Here is a 12,820-nt window from a genome sequence, read left to right as displayed (position 1 = left end):
AATCGCTAGATATTATAGAAAGAAAAATTTCTGATATTTCAGACGGTTTCCGGCATCCTCTGGAAGCGCCCCCCAGAGAATGGCCGGATTCCGGAGTAGAGGGCTGTTTGCTTTGGACCAACGGATAGCAGCAGAAGCTTGGCGGCCGCGCGAATGGATGGCGTCGTGCCGATGCGCTTGGTGTACTGGTACATCAAGCCGATTTCATCCGGCGTCAGTGTTCGATCTCGCGGCTCGAACTTGGCGATGGTCGAGGGGCGCACCAGATCGGCTGGGTTCTCAACCTTCTGGCCGCGTTCCATAGCCCAACGGAAGACCTGCATCACAATTTCGCGGCAAAGCGCGGCCGTTGCCGGTGCCCCGCGTTCCACAATCGCATCAGTCAGCGCCCGTAAATCTTCATGGATGATTTCTGTGAGCTTCTGGCTACCGAACTTCGGCTTAAGCCCGCGCTCGAAGGTAGCTCGACACATATCGCGGGTAACGTCAGCCATTTGATAGCCGCGTGTCCACTTTTCGCCTCACGCACCAAAGTTTTCAGCGTCCTTAACGCGGGCTTTGTCCGGCGCCTTCTCTTTGGCTGGAGATTTCTCTGCGGCGATCAGCTTCTTGGCCTCGCCCAGTCCGTTCGTGTGCTTCCGCTAGCGTGATGCCTCCCACACCATAGCGCCCGAAGGTGATTGTCTCCTGCCTGCCGTGGATCGGGTAGTTGTAGCGGAAGGAGATCGAACTCGCAGGGGTGACCGCCACATAGAGGCCGTCACGGTCATTCACTTTGTAGAGCTTGTCCTTTGGCTTGAGGTTGCGCAGTTTGGTATCAGCCAGCATGGCCGGATTGGGTTTCCTCTCAAAAGTACCATGCTCAAAAAGCCGCGCATTTTCCATAAAAATCATTATATAACAATTTGTTATATGAATTCAATACCATGATCACCCCATGAGGAGCAGCATGGGATCGAGGGCTGAGCATGGGGCATCAGGTTCAAATCGTACCATCTGTCATGCCATGGAAACCGGGTGCTTGGCGATGCAAAAACTTGCCAGACAGTGCCAGGCCAAGAACGAAAAAAGCCCGCAGCTACGCGGGCTTAGAGGTGTTTTAGTGTATCTTTGATGCCGGACTATGCCGGATGCGGGATCATTCCCACTCAATCGTTCCCGGCGGTTTCGAGGTGATGTCATAGGTGCAGCGGTTGATGCCCTTGACCTCGTTGATGATCCGCGTGGCGGTCTCACCCAGGAACTCGTGGGTGAAGGGATAATAATCCGCCGTCATGCCATCAACCGAGGTCACCGCGCGCAGCGCGCAGGCATAATCATAGGTCCGCCCGTCGCCCATCACCCCCACGGTCCGCACCGGCAGGATCGCAACGAATGCTTGCCAGATCTCGTCATAGAGCCCGTGCTTGCGGATCTGGTCGATAAAAACCGCGTCGGCTTTACGCAGGATCTCAAGCTTTTCGCGCGTGATCTCGCCTGGGCAGCGAATGGCAAGCCCGGGGCCGGGGAAGGGGTGGCGGCCGATGAACTGATCAGGCAGGCCAAGTTCGCGGCCAAGGGCTCGAACCTCATCCTTGAAAAGCTCGCGCAGGGGTTCGACCAGTTTCAGGCCCATCTTTTCGGGAAGGCCGCCGACGTTGTGGTGGCTCTTGATCGTGACCGAAGGTCCGCCCGAGAAGCTGACCGATTCGATCACATCGGGATAGAGCGTGCCCTGAGCCAGAAACTCGGCGCCCTCGATCTGGCGCGCGTATTTCTGGAACACGTCGATAAAGAGCTTGCCGATGGTCTTGCGCTTGACCTCGGGGTCACTGACACCTTCAAGCGCAGACAGGAACAGTTCGCTCTCATCGGCATGGATCAGCGGGATGTTGTAATTGTCGCGGAACATTTTCACGACTTCTTCGGCCTCGTTCAGCCGCAAAAGCCCGTGATCGACAAAGACGCAGGTCAGCTGGTCGCCGATCGCCTCATGGATCAGCACCGCTGCGACTGAACTGTCGACGCCGCCGGAAAGGCCGCAGATGACCTTGCGGTCGCCGACCTGCTCGCGGATCTTGCGGATCGCTTCTTGCCGGTACGAGGCCATCGTCCAGTCGCCGGTAAAGCCCGCCATGCGGACAAAGTTTTCCAGCATCTGCCGCCCGTTCGGGGTGTGGTGCACTTCGGGGTGGAACTGGACGGCAAAGAATTTGCGCGATTGATCCGCAATCATCGCGTAAGGCGCGTTGGGCGAGGTGCCTATCACCTCAAAGCCAGGCGCGATCTGCGTCACGCGGTCACCGTGGCTCATCCAGACCTCTTCACGGCCCGAAGAGAACAGGCCCGCAAAGATCCCGTCGTCGCGATGCCCTTCGGCCGGGGTGATAAAGGCGCGGCCGTATTCGGCGTGGTGGCCCGATTCGACGCGCCCGCCAAGCTGCTCCATCATCACCTGCTGGCCGTAGCAGATGCCAAAGACGGGCACGCCCGTATCGAACAGGCTTTGCGGTGCACGGGGTGAATTGGCCTCGGTGACCGAGGAGGGGCCGCCCGACAGGATTACCGCCTGCGGGGCGAAATTTTTCAGGAAGGCGTCATCGACCGCGTTGAACGGGTGAATTTCGCAATAGATGTTCAGCTCGCGCAAGCGGCGCGCAATCAGCTGCGTGACCTGGGAGCCGAAATCGATGATGAGAAGGCGCTGATGCTGGGTCATGGCCAGCCTTTAGGCCGCGTCATGGCGCTGCGCAAGAGGCAGGCTTGACCGCAAGCGGGTCAGAGCCCGCCATGCCCCCTCAGCGCCAGAGATTGCCCAGCGTTTCGACCGGGTCCGGCTGCGACCAGATCTCGGCCCCAAGCGCGATGAAATCGGTGACGGGGGCAAGCTGGCCGATCAGCGCAGGGGTCAGCGCGCCCTCGGCAACAACCGGGATCTCGATCATCTCGGACCACCATTGAAAGAGGTCCAGCGGCGCCAGTTCCCCATGTCCAAGCGCGGTGGCGCCGCAGGGGCCAAAGCTGACATAATCCGCGCCCGCCTCGGCCGCGTTCATGCCGTCATGGCGCGACGCCCCGCAAAAGGTGCCGACGATTGCGTCCTGACCAAGCTCTTTGCGGGCGTGACGAACACCACGCGCACCATTGGTCAGATGCACACCGTCAAGGCCGTGGCGCTGCGCAAGCAGGACGTGATCTTCGATCACCACGGCGACATCGCGGGCATGGGCAATCTCGCGGGCAAGATCGGCGATGCGGCCCAGCTCTTCTTCGGTGCCCGCGCCGGGGATGCGCAGGCAGGCGACCGGAAAGCGGTCCATGACCTCGGCCAGCAGCGGCCCCAGCGTCGAGGCGGCCGCGCCGACCGGGGTGATCAGGTAGAGTTGCGGCGTATTGGGCTGGTCTGTCATGGCGCTGTCATCCCTCAGTTTCGACAGCAGATAGCGCAGCCCTGCGCGCCTTGCCAGTAGTTGCGCAGAAGGTTATGGCCGCGACCATGGAACCGGTGATCATTCTCGTGCGCCCGCAGATGGGCGAAAACATCGGCGCAGCAGCGCGCGCCATGCTGAATTTCGGCCTGACGGACATGCGCCTTGTCGCGCCACGCGACGGCTGGCCGAACCCGCGTGCCGTGGCCATGGCCTCGGGCGCGGCGGGGCGGGTGCTTGACCGCGCACGGGTCTTTGCGACGCTGGCCGAGGCGATGGAGGATGTGGATTACGCCTATGCCACCACCGCACGCGGGCGCGAACTGACCAAGCCCGTGCTGACGCCGGCAGATGCAATGGCCGATGCCCGCAGTCGCGTGGGGCAGGGCGGCCGGGTCGCGGTGATCTTTGGCCCGGAACGTGCGGGGCTGGAAAATGAGGATGTGGCGCGGGCCAATGCCATCATCACCGTGCCGGTGAACCCCGAGTTCGCCTCGCTCAATCTTGCGCAGGCGGTGCTGCTGACCGGCTATGAATGGGGGCGCGACAGCCTGCCGCCTGAACCAGCGCCCCATGGCCGGCGGCCGGATGGCGAGGTTTCCGCGACGCGGCTTGAGATCGAGAAGCTGGCGGACCACTGGGAGGAACGTCTGGGTGACGCCGGTTTCTTCTTTCCGCCCGAAAAGGCACCAGCGATGAAGCTGACATTGCGCAACATGTGGTCGCGCCTGCCGCTGACCCGTGCCGACACCCGTATCTTTCACGGTATGCTGCGGCAATTGATCCGCCGCGGCTGATTGATTTCCGGGCGCGCGCGGGTCAAGGTCGCGCCCGATCGAGAAGGAAGCTGACATGGCAAGACGTCCCGTCTTTCAGGAAGTCACCGAGACGACCCCGCGCAGCACGCCGCCGGCGGGCGGTATGATCGACGCCGGCCCCCGGGGCGCGCGCGGTGCGATCCGCGCCTGGCTGATCGTGCTTTTCATACTGGTCGCGGCAATGATCGCGCTGGGGGGGGCGACGCGGCTGACAGGTTCGGGTCTGTCGATCACCGAATGGAAGCCGGTGACGGGTGCGCTGCCACCCATGGATCAGGCCGCATGGCAGGCCGAGTTCGACAAATATCAGCAGATCCCCCAGTTCCGGATCGAAAACCCCGATATGGATCTGGCGGGATTCAAACACATTTATTGGTGGGAATGGTCGCACCGGTTGTTGGGGCGGCTGGTGGGCCTGATCTGGGCGACCGGTTTTCTGATCTTTCTGGCGACGCAGCGCATTCCGGCGGGCTGGACACCGCGCCTGCTGTTGCTTGGTGTTCTGGGGGGCGCGCAAGGTGCGATCGGCTGGTGGATGGTGCATTCGGGCCTGTCGGGCAACGTGGTGCGCGTCGCGTCATACCGGCTGGCGGTGCATCTGGGCCTGGCCTTTGCCATCCTTGGCCTGATCGCTTGGCTGGTGCTGTCCCTTTCGCGCAGCGAGGCCGCGTTGCTCAGGGCTCGCCGTGCGGGCGAGGCCAAGCTTTTTTCCATGACCACCGGGCTGATGCATCTGGCTTTTGTCCAGATCCTTCTGGGTGCTCTGGTTGCCGGTATCGATGCGGGCCGCATGTACACCGGCTGGCCGACCATGGGTGGCGAATGGATCCCCGCCGAGATCTGGAATCCGACGCTTGGCTGGCGCAACTTTTTTGAAAATCCGGCGCTGGTGCAATTCATCCACCGTATGGTCGCCTATCTGCTGACGGTGTTTGCCGTGGTGGTGTTCCTGCGGGCCCGCCGTTCGCCCCATCCGACAACCCGCGGCGCCTACGGGGTGATGATCGTCGCGCTGGCGGTACAGGTGCTTCTGGGCATCATGAATGTCATGCATGCCTCGCCCCTGCCTTTGGCGCTGGCGCATCAGATCGGTGCCGTGGCACTGTTCACGCTGATCCTGCGCGCGCGCCACCATGCGCGCTATCCTTATGAAACTTCGGTCCGGGGGACTGTCCGATGAGCGCTTTTGACGATCTTCTCGCATTTCAGCGCCAGATTGAGGCGCTGTCCTCGGTCGCCGAGCGCCTTGGCTGGGACCAGGAAACAGTCATGCCTCGCGGCGCGGTCGAGCAGCGCGCCGAGGAAATGGCGGCGATGGAGGCCGTTCTGCACGAGCGCCGCACCGACCCGCGCATCGGCGAATGGCTGGATCGGGCCGAGGCTGAGGACGATGAGGATGCCCGCATCCTTGAACTGATCGGACGCGACTATCGCCGCGCCTCGCGCATTCCGTCACGTCTGGCGACCGAGCTGGCGCGGCAGACTTCGCTTGCGCAGGGGATCTGGGCCGACGCCCGGGCCAAGGACGCGCCAGAAGATTTCCTGCCGGTTCTGAACGACATCCTGATGCTCAAGCGCGAAGAGGCGGCTGCGCTTGCCGATGGCGGTGATCTGTATGATGCGCTGCTGGACGATTACGAACCCGGCACCACACAGGCCGAGATCGCGGCGCTTTTCGACGCCATGCGCCCGCGTCTTGTCGCGCTGCGCGAGGATGTGCTGGGCGCGGCCCATCAGCCCGAACCGCTGACCGGGCACTTTCCGCTTAAGACCCAGATGAGGCTGGCGCGGACCTGTGCAACTGCCTTTGGTTATGATTGGACCTGCGGGCGGCTGGATATCGCCGTGCATCCTTTTAGCTCGGGGCGCTGGCAGGACAGCCGTATTACGACACGCGTCGTTGAATCCGACCCGTTCAACTGTCTGTATTCGACCATCCACGAGGTCGGCCATTCCAGTTATGAGCTGGGCATTGACAGCGATCACGCCTTTACCCCGCTGGGGCGCGGCGTCTCGATGGGCGTGCATGAAAGCCAAAGCCGGATCTATGAGAACCAGCTGGGCCGCAGCCGTGCGTTTGCCGGCTGGCTCTATCAGCGCATGTCGGATGCCTTTGGCGGGTTGTCGGTGTCCGACGCCGATGCCTTTTATGAGACCGCGAACCGCGTCACCCCCGGTTTTATCCGGACCGAGGCAGATGAGATCCAGTACAACCTGCACATCATGCTGCGCTTTGATCTTGAGCGTGACCTGATTTCGGGCCGGCTGGATGTCGAAGATCTGGTCGAGGCCTGGAACGCCCGTTTCCTTAATGATTTCGGGGTGGCGGTGGACCGTCCTGCAAACGGCGTCTTGCAGGACGTGCATTGGGCTGTCGGGCTGTTCGGCTATTTCCCGACCTATGCGTTGGGCAACGTCTATGCCGGGTGCCTGCATGCCGCGCTGCGTGCGGCGGTACCGGATCTGGACGAGGCCTTGGCGCGCGGCGAGGCCGACCCCGCCGTCGAGTGGCTGCGCGAGAACTTGCAGCGCCATGGCGGCCTTTATCCGCCGCGCGAGCTGCTGCAGCGCGCCACCGGTGCCGAGATCAGCGAAAAGCCGTTGCTGGACTATCTTGAGGACAAGTTCTCGGCGATCTACCGGCTTTGATCGCAGATGCGGGGGCGAGGGGGCTTCAGGCCTGTTTCGCCGTCCTCTCTTTTGCCTCTCGTGGCGTCAGGCGGATGTGGATGCCGTTTTTACCCCGCAGGGTCAGGCGCATGATCGGGACCGGCCGCTCTTGCCCCGGCTCCAGCCGATAGGCGCGTAACAGTGCCGACAGGATCAACGGCCCTTCGATCATGGCAAAACCTGCGCCGGGACAGGCGCGTGGCCCGGCCGAAAAGGGGATAAAGGCGTCACGCAGACAGGTCTTGCCGTTCTCGGTCTCCCAGCGTGCGGGGTTGAAACCGTCCGGGTCGTCCCACAACCGTTCATGGCGATGCAGGTGCCAGGGCGACAGCACCAGCTGCGCCCCTTTCGGAGCTTTGCGGTCGCGCAGCGTCTCGGGCCGGCGGCATTGGCGCACTGTCATGGCGACCGGGGGATAAAGCCGCAGCGTCTCGCGAAATACGGCGCGGGCAAGCGGCAGACTACGGATGGCAGAGAAATCGGGGGCAAGGTTCTGGCGCGCTTCTTCGGCCAGACGCTCTTGCCAGTCCGGGTGCTCGGCCAGAAGGTAAAGCGCCCAGGCCAGAGCCGAGGCGCTGGTTTCATGCCCGGCCAGGAAAAAGGTTGCGACCTCGTCGATCATTTCGGCCTGCGAAAAGATGCGGCCGGTCTGCGAATCGGGCGTGGTCATGATCTTGGTCGCCAGATCATCCGGGGCAGTGCCTGCGTCGATCTGTTCCGCGCGGGCCGAGACAAGCTGACGGATCAGGCCACGGATGCGACGCGCCGTTTCGCGCACCTGACGGCTGTGGAACCGTGCCCAACGGGGCAGGGCGATCAGCCCGCCCAGATTGACCATGGGCTGAGCATCCTGATGTTCGCGAAAGGCCTGGAAAACCTGCGCTGCGATCTGATCTTCGATCGGGATCGAAAACAGCGTGCGAAAGATCACATCGGCGGCGATATGGCTGGTCTGGGGCTCGATGTCGATATCTGCCCCGTCGGCCAGGGGGGCAAGGCGTGCGACGCCGGCCTGGGTCGCGTCCCACATCGCCGGGAATGTCTCGCGCAGGCGGCCGCCCTCAAAGGCAGGGTCGATGATGCGGCGCTGGTGCAGCCATGTCTCGCCATTCGAAATGAAGGTCGAATTGCCAAGCAGCGGTTGCAGACCAGCGGCCATACGCGGAGATTTCGGAAAATCCATCGGCCGCTTGCGTAGGATCAGGTCGATCAGCGCGGGGTCGTTGCAGGTAAAGCTGTGGATGAAGGGACCGCGGAACTCGGCCATCCATCCGCGATAAAGACGGTCAGATTGCGCGGACAGGATGTCGCGGCGAAAATCCCGGATAAAGCGCCAGACCGAGCCTCGGCCTTGTCGCCCCTTTGGTTTTGGTGGAATCATGTCTTGGTCCAGCGATTGACGGCGCGCGCGATGCGGCCGGGCGAATGCCCGCGCCCGGCAAATCGCTGTGCAAGCGTCAGCGGCCCCGCGGTGATGGCAAAATAGTCGTAATCTCCGGGCCGGTCGAAGGAGCAGAGATACTGAAAGTGCAGCCGGAACCAGCGACCGCGCAGCTCGCGCCGCTTTTCCGGCGACAGGGTCTGGGCAAAGGCTGCGGAAAGGATCAGCGGGTGGCGGCGGTCGGCCGGCTCGACCCCCGAGACCGAAACCGGATCGCAAAGCCCGAAGGAACAGGCATCGCCCGGAGCGGTCACGTCGATCCAGTCCAGCTCATCCCGTGCCGAAAGATAGCGCAGATCGGCGCGCAACCGGTTCGCACGCGGCAGGAACGAAGCCATGGGCACGACATGGCCAAGCGACAGATAAGAAAGCTGCGGCCCCCCCTTTGGCACCCGGCCCGAGCGGATCAGGTCCGCCAGAACCGAGATGCCAAGATAGGCCCCCGAGCTATGGCCGATGACCAGAACTTCGTCCCAGTCATCGGCCAGAACCTCGGCGATGCGGTCGGCGAACCGGGCAATGCGCTTTTCCAGTGCCGGGGGGTAAGCCCCCTGATTTTGCGCTGTAAACGCATAGTCATGCATCAGATACCAGGCAAAGATCTTGCCATCAAAGCGCCGCCATAGATGCAGGCCGCCCCAGGTCAGCGCCAGCGCCACCGGCAGACCCAGCCACCAGCCAAGGGTCGTCAGGTGCCCAAGCCCCCAACCGACCAGCACCCCGGCAAGGACCGAAACCAGCAGTTGCACGAGCAGCACCACAACCGGATAAAGCGCGGCGATGACCGGCCCGCGCCGCAGCCGCATCAGCCTGAATAGCGCGCCCGAGCCGATATAGGCCCAGGCGGTGCGGAGAAGCTGGCCATAAGTGGTCAGGATGCCCTGACCCATCGAGCCCTGCACGATATCAGCCCAGACAAGGACCTCGAATTCGGTTTCGATCCGCTGGTCACCGAACTGGCCGGTGACGCCCCAGCCAAAATTCTTACGGTCGCGGCGTGCGCCGAAACCAAGCTCATAACCTGAAATGCGCGCCTGTTCCGTGCCTTCGCGCTTGTACAGCTCGCGATAGCGGCGGGGCGGGATCGGGTCATAGCCCGGGATGTAAAGCACGCGACGGCGCAAGGGTCGGGTCATGAACTAAACTTTTGCTTGTGTTCGCAGAATATCCCATTCCCTACGGGCGGCAAGTCAACTGACGCCCCAGCGCGCCTCAAGTTTTTCTATGGCGGCGATGCGCGCCTCGGTCGGCGGATGGGACAACAGCCATGCGGGCGCGGTGCCAGTATCGGTCCCGGTCAGCCTGCGCAGCTTGCGAAACAGGTTCTTTTGCGGCTCGGTGCCGAGGCCAGCCTTGACCATCAGGGCGCTGGCAAAGGCATCGGCCTCGAACTCGTCTTTGCGCGACAGGCGGGCGACAATGGCACTGGTAACAAGGTTGGCGATCCAGACCCCGATGATGGGCACGATCCGACCCAGAATACCGGCCAGCATCATTCGCACCACGTTCTGACCGGCAAAATCAATCATGCGTCGCCGGGTGTGGCCGTGGGCGACATGGCCCAGTTCATGCGCGACGACCGAGGCAAGCTCTGCCTCGGTGACCTCTCCGCGATCCAGTCGGTCCAGAAAACCGCGGGTCAGAAAGATGCGCCCGTCTGGTGCGGCCAAACCGTTGACGATGCTGACTTCATAGACATGGGCCTGAATGCGGGGCAGATCCATCGCCCGCCCAAGCCGCTCAAGCAAAGGCAACAGCCGGGGATCGGTCAGCGGGGTGGACTGGGCGTTCAGCATCGCCCTTAGCCGCCATGTGGAAAAGAACCACATCGCAAGGGCGTACAGCAGAATCAGCAGGATCGGCAAAAACTTCAGCATGGCACCAGTATGAAGCGCCCTGCCGGATCAGCCAAGAAGGCGCATCGCCTCAGTCAGCCCCTCAAGGGTCAGGGGTTGCATGCGGTCCTCAAATATCTCGCGGATCATGGTGATCGAGCGGGTATAGTCCCAATCCGCCCGCTTCACCGGGTTCAGCCAGACATGATCGGGCCAGGTTTCACGCAGCCGTTTCAGCCAGACTTCGCCCGATTCGGGGTTCCAGTGCTCATTCGCGCCGCCTGGGATGGCGATTTCATAGGGCGACATCGAGGCATCACCGACGAAAATCACCTTATAATCGCGACCAAAGCGGTTGATGACCTCCCATGTCGGGGTGGTCTCGGTCCAGCGTCGGCGATTATCCTTCCACAGTGCCTCATAGATGCAGTTGTGAAAGTAGAAATGTTCAAGATGCTTGAACTCGGCCCGGGCGGCCGAGAACAGCTCATCGACAAGCCGCGTGTGATCATCCATTGAGCCGCCGACATCCAGAAACAGCAGTACCTTGACAGCATTGTGACGTTCGGGCCGGGTCTGGACGTCGATATAGCCGTGCTCGGCGCTGGCACGGATGGTGCCGGGCAAGTCCAGCTCTTCGGTGGCGCCGTGGCGGGCCCATTGCCGCAGCCGTTTCAACGCCACCTTGATGTTACGGGTGCCAAGCTCGACCGAATCGTCAAAGTCGCGAAACTCGCGCTTATCCCAAACCTTGACCGCGCGGCGGTGGCGGCTTTCGTGCTGGCCGATACGCACCCCTTCGGGGTTGTAGCCATAGGCGCCAAAGGGTGAGGTTCCGGCGGTACCGATCCATTTACTACCGCCTTGATGGCGCTCGCGCTGTTCGGCCAGGCGTTCGCGCAGGCGCTTCATCAACTCTTCAAAGGAACCGGCACCTTCGACGGCGGCGCGCTCTTCGGGGGTCAGCAGCTTTTCGGCCAGCTTTTCCAGCCATTCATGGGGGATCGAGACCTCATTCACCAGCGCCTCGACCGGGATTTCCTCAAGACCCGAGAAGGCCTCGGAAAAGGCGCGGTCGAATCGGTCAATATGCGCCTCGTTCTTGACGAGCGTGGCGCGGGCAAGGTGATAGAATCCTTCGGGCGACCAGTCCGACAGCCCTGCCTGCAACCCGGCCAGCAGGTCCAGGTATTCCCGCAGGCTGGCTGGCACCCCGTGCCTGCGCAGACTGTCGAGAAAGGGCCGAAACATCACGTCATCCGGGAAATCAGCACGGTCAGGAACACACCCAGCACGGTCAGTGCCAGGGCGTGGGCGGCGGCATATTGCAGCTTGTCGGCGCGGCTGCCACCGGCTTTCACGGCGCGCATCCAGCCGATCGCTGCGCCAATAATGAATGCGGCGATCACGATCATGGATCAGGGCATAGCCCGCGCCAGCGACACTGTCGAGAGGCACGCCCCCTTGAACGCCTGCCGGGGGCAGGTTACTTTTGGTTCAACTTGATATCGGAGGGCGTGACCATGACGCCCAGGCGTCCTGCGGGTGCGGACGCGTTCCCGAGAAAAACGGTCGAGCCTTTCGCCACCCGCCCGGCCGAGGACGGGCCGCTTTATGCGGCTTTGGATCTTGGCACGAACAGCTGCCGGATGCTGATTGCCCGCCCTGCGGGCAGTCAGTTTCAGGTGGTTGACAGCTTCTCGAAGCCGGTCCAGCTGGGCCAGGGCCTCGAGGCGTCAGGCAGGCTGTCGCGCTCATCCATGGCGCGGACGGTTCATGCCTTGCAGGTGTGCCGGCGCAAGCTTGAGGCGCATAAGGTCACGCGCATGCGTCTTGTCGCGACCGAGGCCTGTCGAAGGGCCCGCAACAGCCGCGATTTTCTACGCATGATCCGGCGTGAAACCGGGTTGCCGGTCGAGATCATTGATGCCGAGGAAGAGGCGAGGCTTGCGGTGATTTCATGCGCGCCGCTTGTCTGTCTGCGGACCGAACAATTGCTGGTCGTCGATATCGGGGGCGGCTCGACTGAACTGGTCTGGATCGACCTTGAGGATGTCGAGCCGAAAGAGCGGCCCCGTGCGATCATGCAGCTGGGCAACGGGTTTCGGGACTCGCGGCCCGGGGGCGCGCGGGTTGTTGACTGGATCAGCGTGCCCCTTGGCGTGGCGACGCTGCGTGACCAGTTCGAGGATGTCGAGGATGATCAGGGTCGTTTCGCGCTGATGTCCTGGCATTTCGAAGAGATGCTGGCGGATTTCGCGCCCTATTCGCTGGCCTCGACCATGGAGGACGGCTTCCAGATCATCGGCACTTCGGGCACGGTCACTACGGTTGCTGCCAGCCATCTGGGCTTGCGTCGCTATGACCGGACCAAGGTGGATGGGCTGATCATGACCTCGGCACAGATCGACAGGGTGATCCGGGACTATCTGTCCCTGGGGCCGGACGGCCGCCGCGCCGATCCCCGAATCGGGCGCGAGCGGCATGCGCTGATCATGTCCGGGGCGGCGATCTTGCAGACGCTGATGCGGGTCTGGCCAACGACGCGTTTGTCGGTCGCTGATCGCGGCCTGCGCGAAGGATTGCTATACGCGCAGATGGTCAAGGATGGGGTGCTGGCCCCGGATGGTTTGAACGGGGTAGCATAAG

The 12,820-nt window shown here is 62.6% G+C and carries 11 protein-coding genes and 1 pseudogene; 4 read left to right on the top strand and 8 right to left on the bottom strand.

Features of this window, described 5'->3' with window-relative positions:
* Window positions 1-119 precede the first annotated feature (119 nt).
* The 3 genes and pseudogenes from PARACOCCUSGL_RS20570 to PARACOCCUSGL_RS0111935 all read right to left on the bottom strand — a co-directional run.
* Window positions 120-828 (bottom strand): annotated as a pseudogene (locus PARACOCCUSGL_RS20570) (tyrosine-type recombinase/integrase); the annotation flags it as partial.
* 310 nt (window positions 829-1,138) lie between these two features.
* A complete protein-coding gene (guaA, locus tag PARACOCCUSGL_RS0111940; RefSeq protein WP_010396780.1) occupies window positions 1,139-2,698 on the bottom strand; it encodes a glutamine-hydrolyzing GMP synthase in 1,560 nt (519 codons plus the stop codon).
* 79 nt (window positions 2,699-2,777) lie between these two features.
* Complete coding sequence (locus tag PARACOCCUSGL_RS0111935; RefSeq protein WP_010396778.1) at window positions 2,778-3,389, bottom strand: thiamine phosphate synthase; 612 nt, start codon at window positions 3,387-3,389, stop codon at window positions 2,778-2,780.
* 74 nt (window positions 3,390-3,463) lie between these two features.
* Here PARACOCCUSGL_RS0111935 and PARACOCCUSGL_RS0111930 point away from each other — a divergent pair, with 74 nt between their 5' ends.
* From PARACOCCUSGL_RS0111930 to PARACOCCUSGL_RS0111920, 3 genes are read left to right on the top strand one after another with little or no spacing between them, the layout of a single operon-like run.
* Complete coding sequence (locus PARACOCCUSGL_RS0111930; protein WP_010396776.1) at window positions 3,464-4,204, top strand: RNA methyltransferase; 741 nt, start codon at window positions 3,464-3,466, stop codon at window positions 4,202-4,204.
* 55 nt (window positions 4,205-4,259) lie between these two features.
* Window positions 4,260-5,405: a heme A synthase gene (gene ctaA / locus PARACOCCUSGL_RS0111925; RefSeq protein ID WP_010396773.1), complete on the top strand. Its 1,146-nt coding sequence runs from the start codon at window positions 4,260-4,262 to the stop codon at window positions 5,403-5,405.
* The gene (locus tag PARACOCCUSGL_RS0111920) at window positions 5,402-6,874 is read left to right on the top strand and encodes a carboxypeptidase M32 (protein WP_010396771.1); all 1,473 of its coding nucleotides are present in this window, start codon (window positions 5,402-5,404) and stop codon (window positions 6,872-6,874) included. The genes ctaA and PARACOCCUSGL_RS0111920 overlap by 4 nt, the downstream gene beginning before the upstream one ends.
* Window positions 6,875-6,899: 25 nt before the next feature.
* Here PARACOCCUSGL_RS0111920 and PARACOCCUSGL_RS0111915 read toward each other — a convergent pair whose 3' ends face one another.
* Genes PARACOCCUSGL_RS0111915 through PARACOCCUSGL_RS22170 form a run of 5 tightly spaced genes read right to left on the bottom strand, consistent with a single transcriptional unit; the run spans window position 6,900 to window position 11,586 of the window.
* Window positions 6,900-8,276 (bottom strand): cytochrome P450, encoded by a 1,377-nt coding sequence (locus PARACOCCUSGL_RS0111915; protein ID WP_029372136.1) that lies wholly within the window; start codon window positions 8,274-8,276, stop codon window positions 6,900-6,902.
* The gene (locus PARACOCCUSGL_RS0111910; protein ID WP_010396761.1) at window positions 8,273-9,472 is read right to left on the bottom strand and encodes a hypothetical protein; all 1,200 of its coding nucleotides are present in this window, start codon (window positions 9,470-9,472) and stop codon (window positions 8,273-8,275) included. Before PARACOCCUSGL_RS0111910 ends, PARACOCCUSGL_RS0111915 begins: the two co-directional genes overlap by 4 nt.
* Window positions 9,473-9,526: 54 nt before the next feature.
* Window positions 9,527-10,213, bottom strand: coding sequence for a M48 family metallopeptidase (locus tag PARACOCCUSGL_RS0111905; protein ID WP_010396760.1), 687 nt, complete (start codon window positions 10,211-10,213; stop codon window positions 9,527-9,529).
* 27 nt (window positions 10,214-10,240) lie between these two features.
* On the bottom strand, window positions 10,241-11,422 hold the full coding sequence (locus tag PARACOCCUSGL_RS0111900; RefSeq protein ID WP_010396758.1) for a VWA domain-containing protein: 1,182 nt from the start codon (window positions 11,420-11,422) through the stop codon (window positions 10,241-10,243).
* A complete protein-coding gene (locus tag PARACOCCUSGL_RS22170; RefSeq protein ID WP_010396755.1) occupies window positions 11,422-11,586 on the bottom strand; it encodes a hypothetical protein in 165 nt (54 codons plus the stop codon). Before PARACOCCUSGL_RS22170 ends, PARACOCCUSGL_RS0111900 begins: the two co-directional genes overlap by 1 nt.
* Window positions 11,587-11,694: 108 nt before the next feature.
* On the opposite strand from PARACOCCUSGL_RS22170, the gene PARACOCCUSGL_RS0111890 reads away from it, so the two are divergent.
* Complete coding sequence (locus PARACOCCUSGL_RS0111890; protein ID WP_010396753.1) at window positions 11,695-12,819, top strand: Ppx/GppA phosphatase family protein; 1,125 nt, start codon at window positions 11,695-11,697, stop codon at window positions 12,817-12,819.
* The last annotated feature ends 1 nt before the right edge of the window (window position 12,820 follow it).

It is taken from the genome of Paracoccus sp. TRP, from assembly GCF_000185925.1.
GTDB lineage: Bacteria > Pseudomonadota > Alphaproteobacteria > Rhodobacterales > Rhodobacteraceae > Paracoccus > Paracoccus kondratievae.
This window is presented reverse-complemented; position numbering and strand designations above follow the sequence as displayed.

Bases quoted from the DNA above. Each gene is read 5' to 3' on its own strand.
- guaA (WP_010396780.1), bottom strand. From the start codon at position 2,698: ATGACCCAGCATCAGCGCCTTCTCATCATCGATTTCGGCTCCCAGGTC.
- PARACOCCUSGL_RS0111935 (WP_010396778.1), bottom strand. From the start codon at position 3,389: ATGACAGACCAGCCCAATACGCCGCAACTCTACCTGATCACCCCGGTC.
- PARACOCCUSGL_RS0111930 (WP_010396776.1), top strand. From the start codon at position 3,464: ATGGCCGCGACCATGGAACCGGTGATCATTCTCGTGCGCCCGCAGATG.
- ctaA (WP_010396773.1), top strand. From the start codon at position 4,260: ATGGCAAGACGTCCCGTCTTTCAGGAAGTCACCGAGACGACCCCGCGC.
- PARACOCCUSGL_RS0111920 (WP_010396771.1), top strand. From the start codon at position 5,402: ATGAGCGCTTTTGACGATCTTCTCGCATTTCAGCGCCAGATTGAGGCG.
- PARACOCCUSGL_RS0111915 (WP_029372136.1), bottom strand. From the start codon at position 8,276: ATGATTCCACCAAAACCAAAGGGGCGACAAGGCCGAGGCTCGGTCTGG.
- PARACOCCUSGL_RS0111910 (WP_010396761.1), bottom strand. From the start codon at position 9,472: ATGACCCGACCCTTGCGCCGTCGCGTGCTTTACATCCCGGGCTATGAC.
- PARACOCCUSGL_RS0111905 (WP_010396760.1), bottom strand. From the start codon at position 10,213: ATGCTGAAGTTTTTGCCGATCCTGCTGATTCTGCTGTACGCCCTTGCG.
- PARACOCCUSGL_RS0111900 (WP_010396758.1), bottom strand. From the start codon at position 11,422: ATGTTTCGGCCCTTTCTCGACAGTCTGCGCAGGCACGGGGTGCCAGCC.
- PARACOCCUSGL_RS22170 (WP_010396755.1), bottom strand. From the start codon at position 11,586: ATGATCGTGATCGCCGCATTCATTATTGGCGCAGCGATCGGCTGGATG.
- PARACOCCUSGL_RS0111890 (WP_010396753.1), top strand. From the start codon at position 11,695: ATGACGCCCAGGCGTCCTGCGGGTGCGGACGCGTTCCCGAGAAAAACG.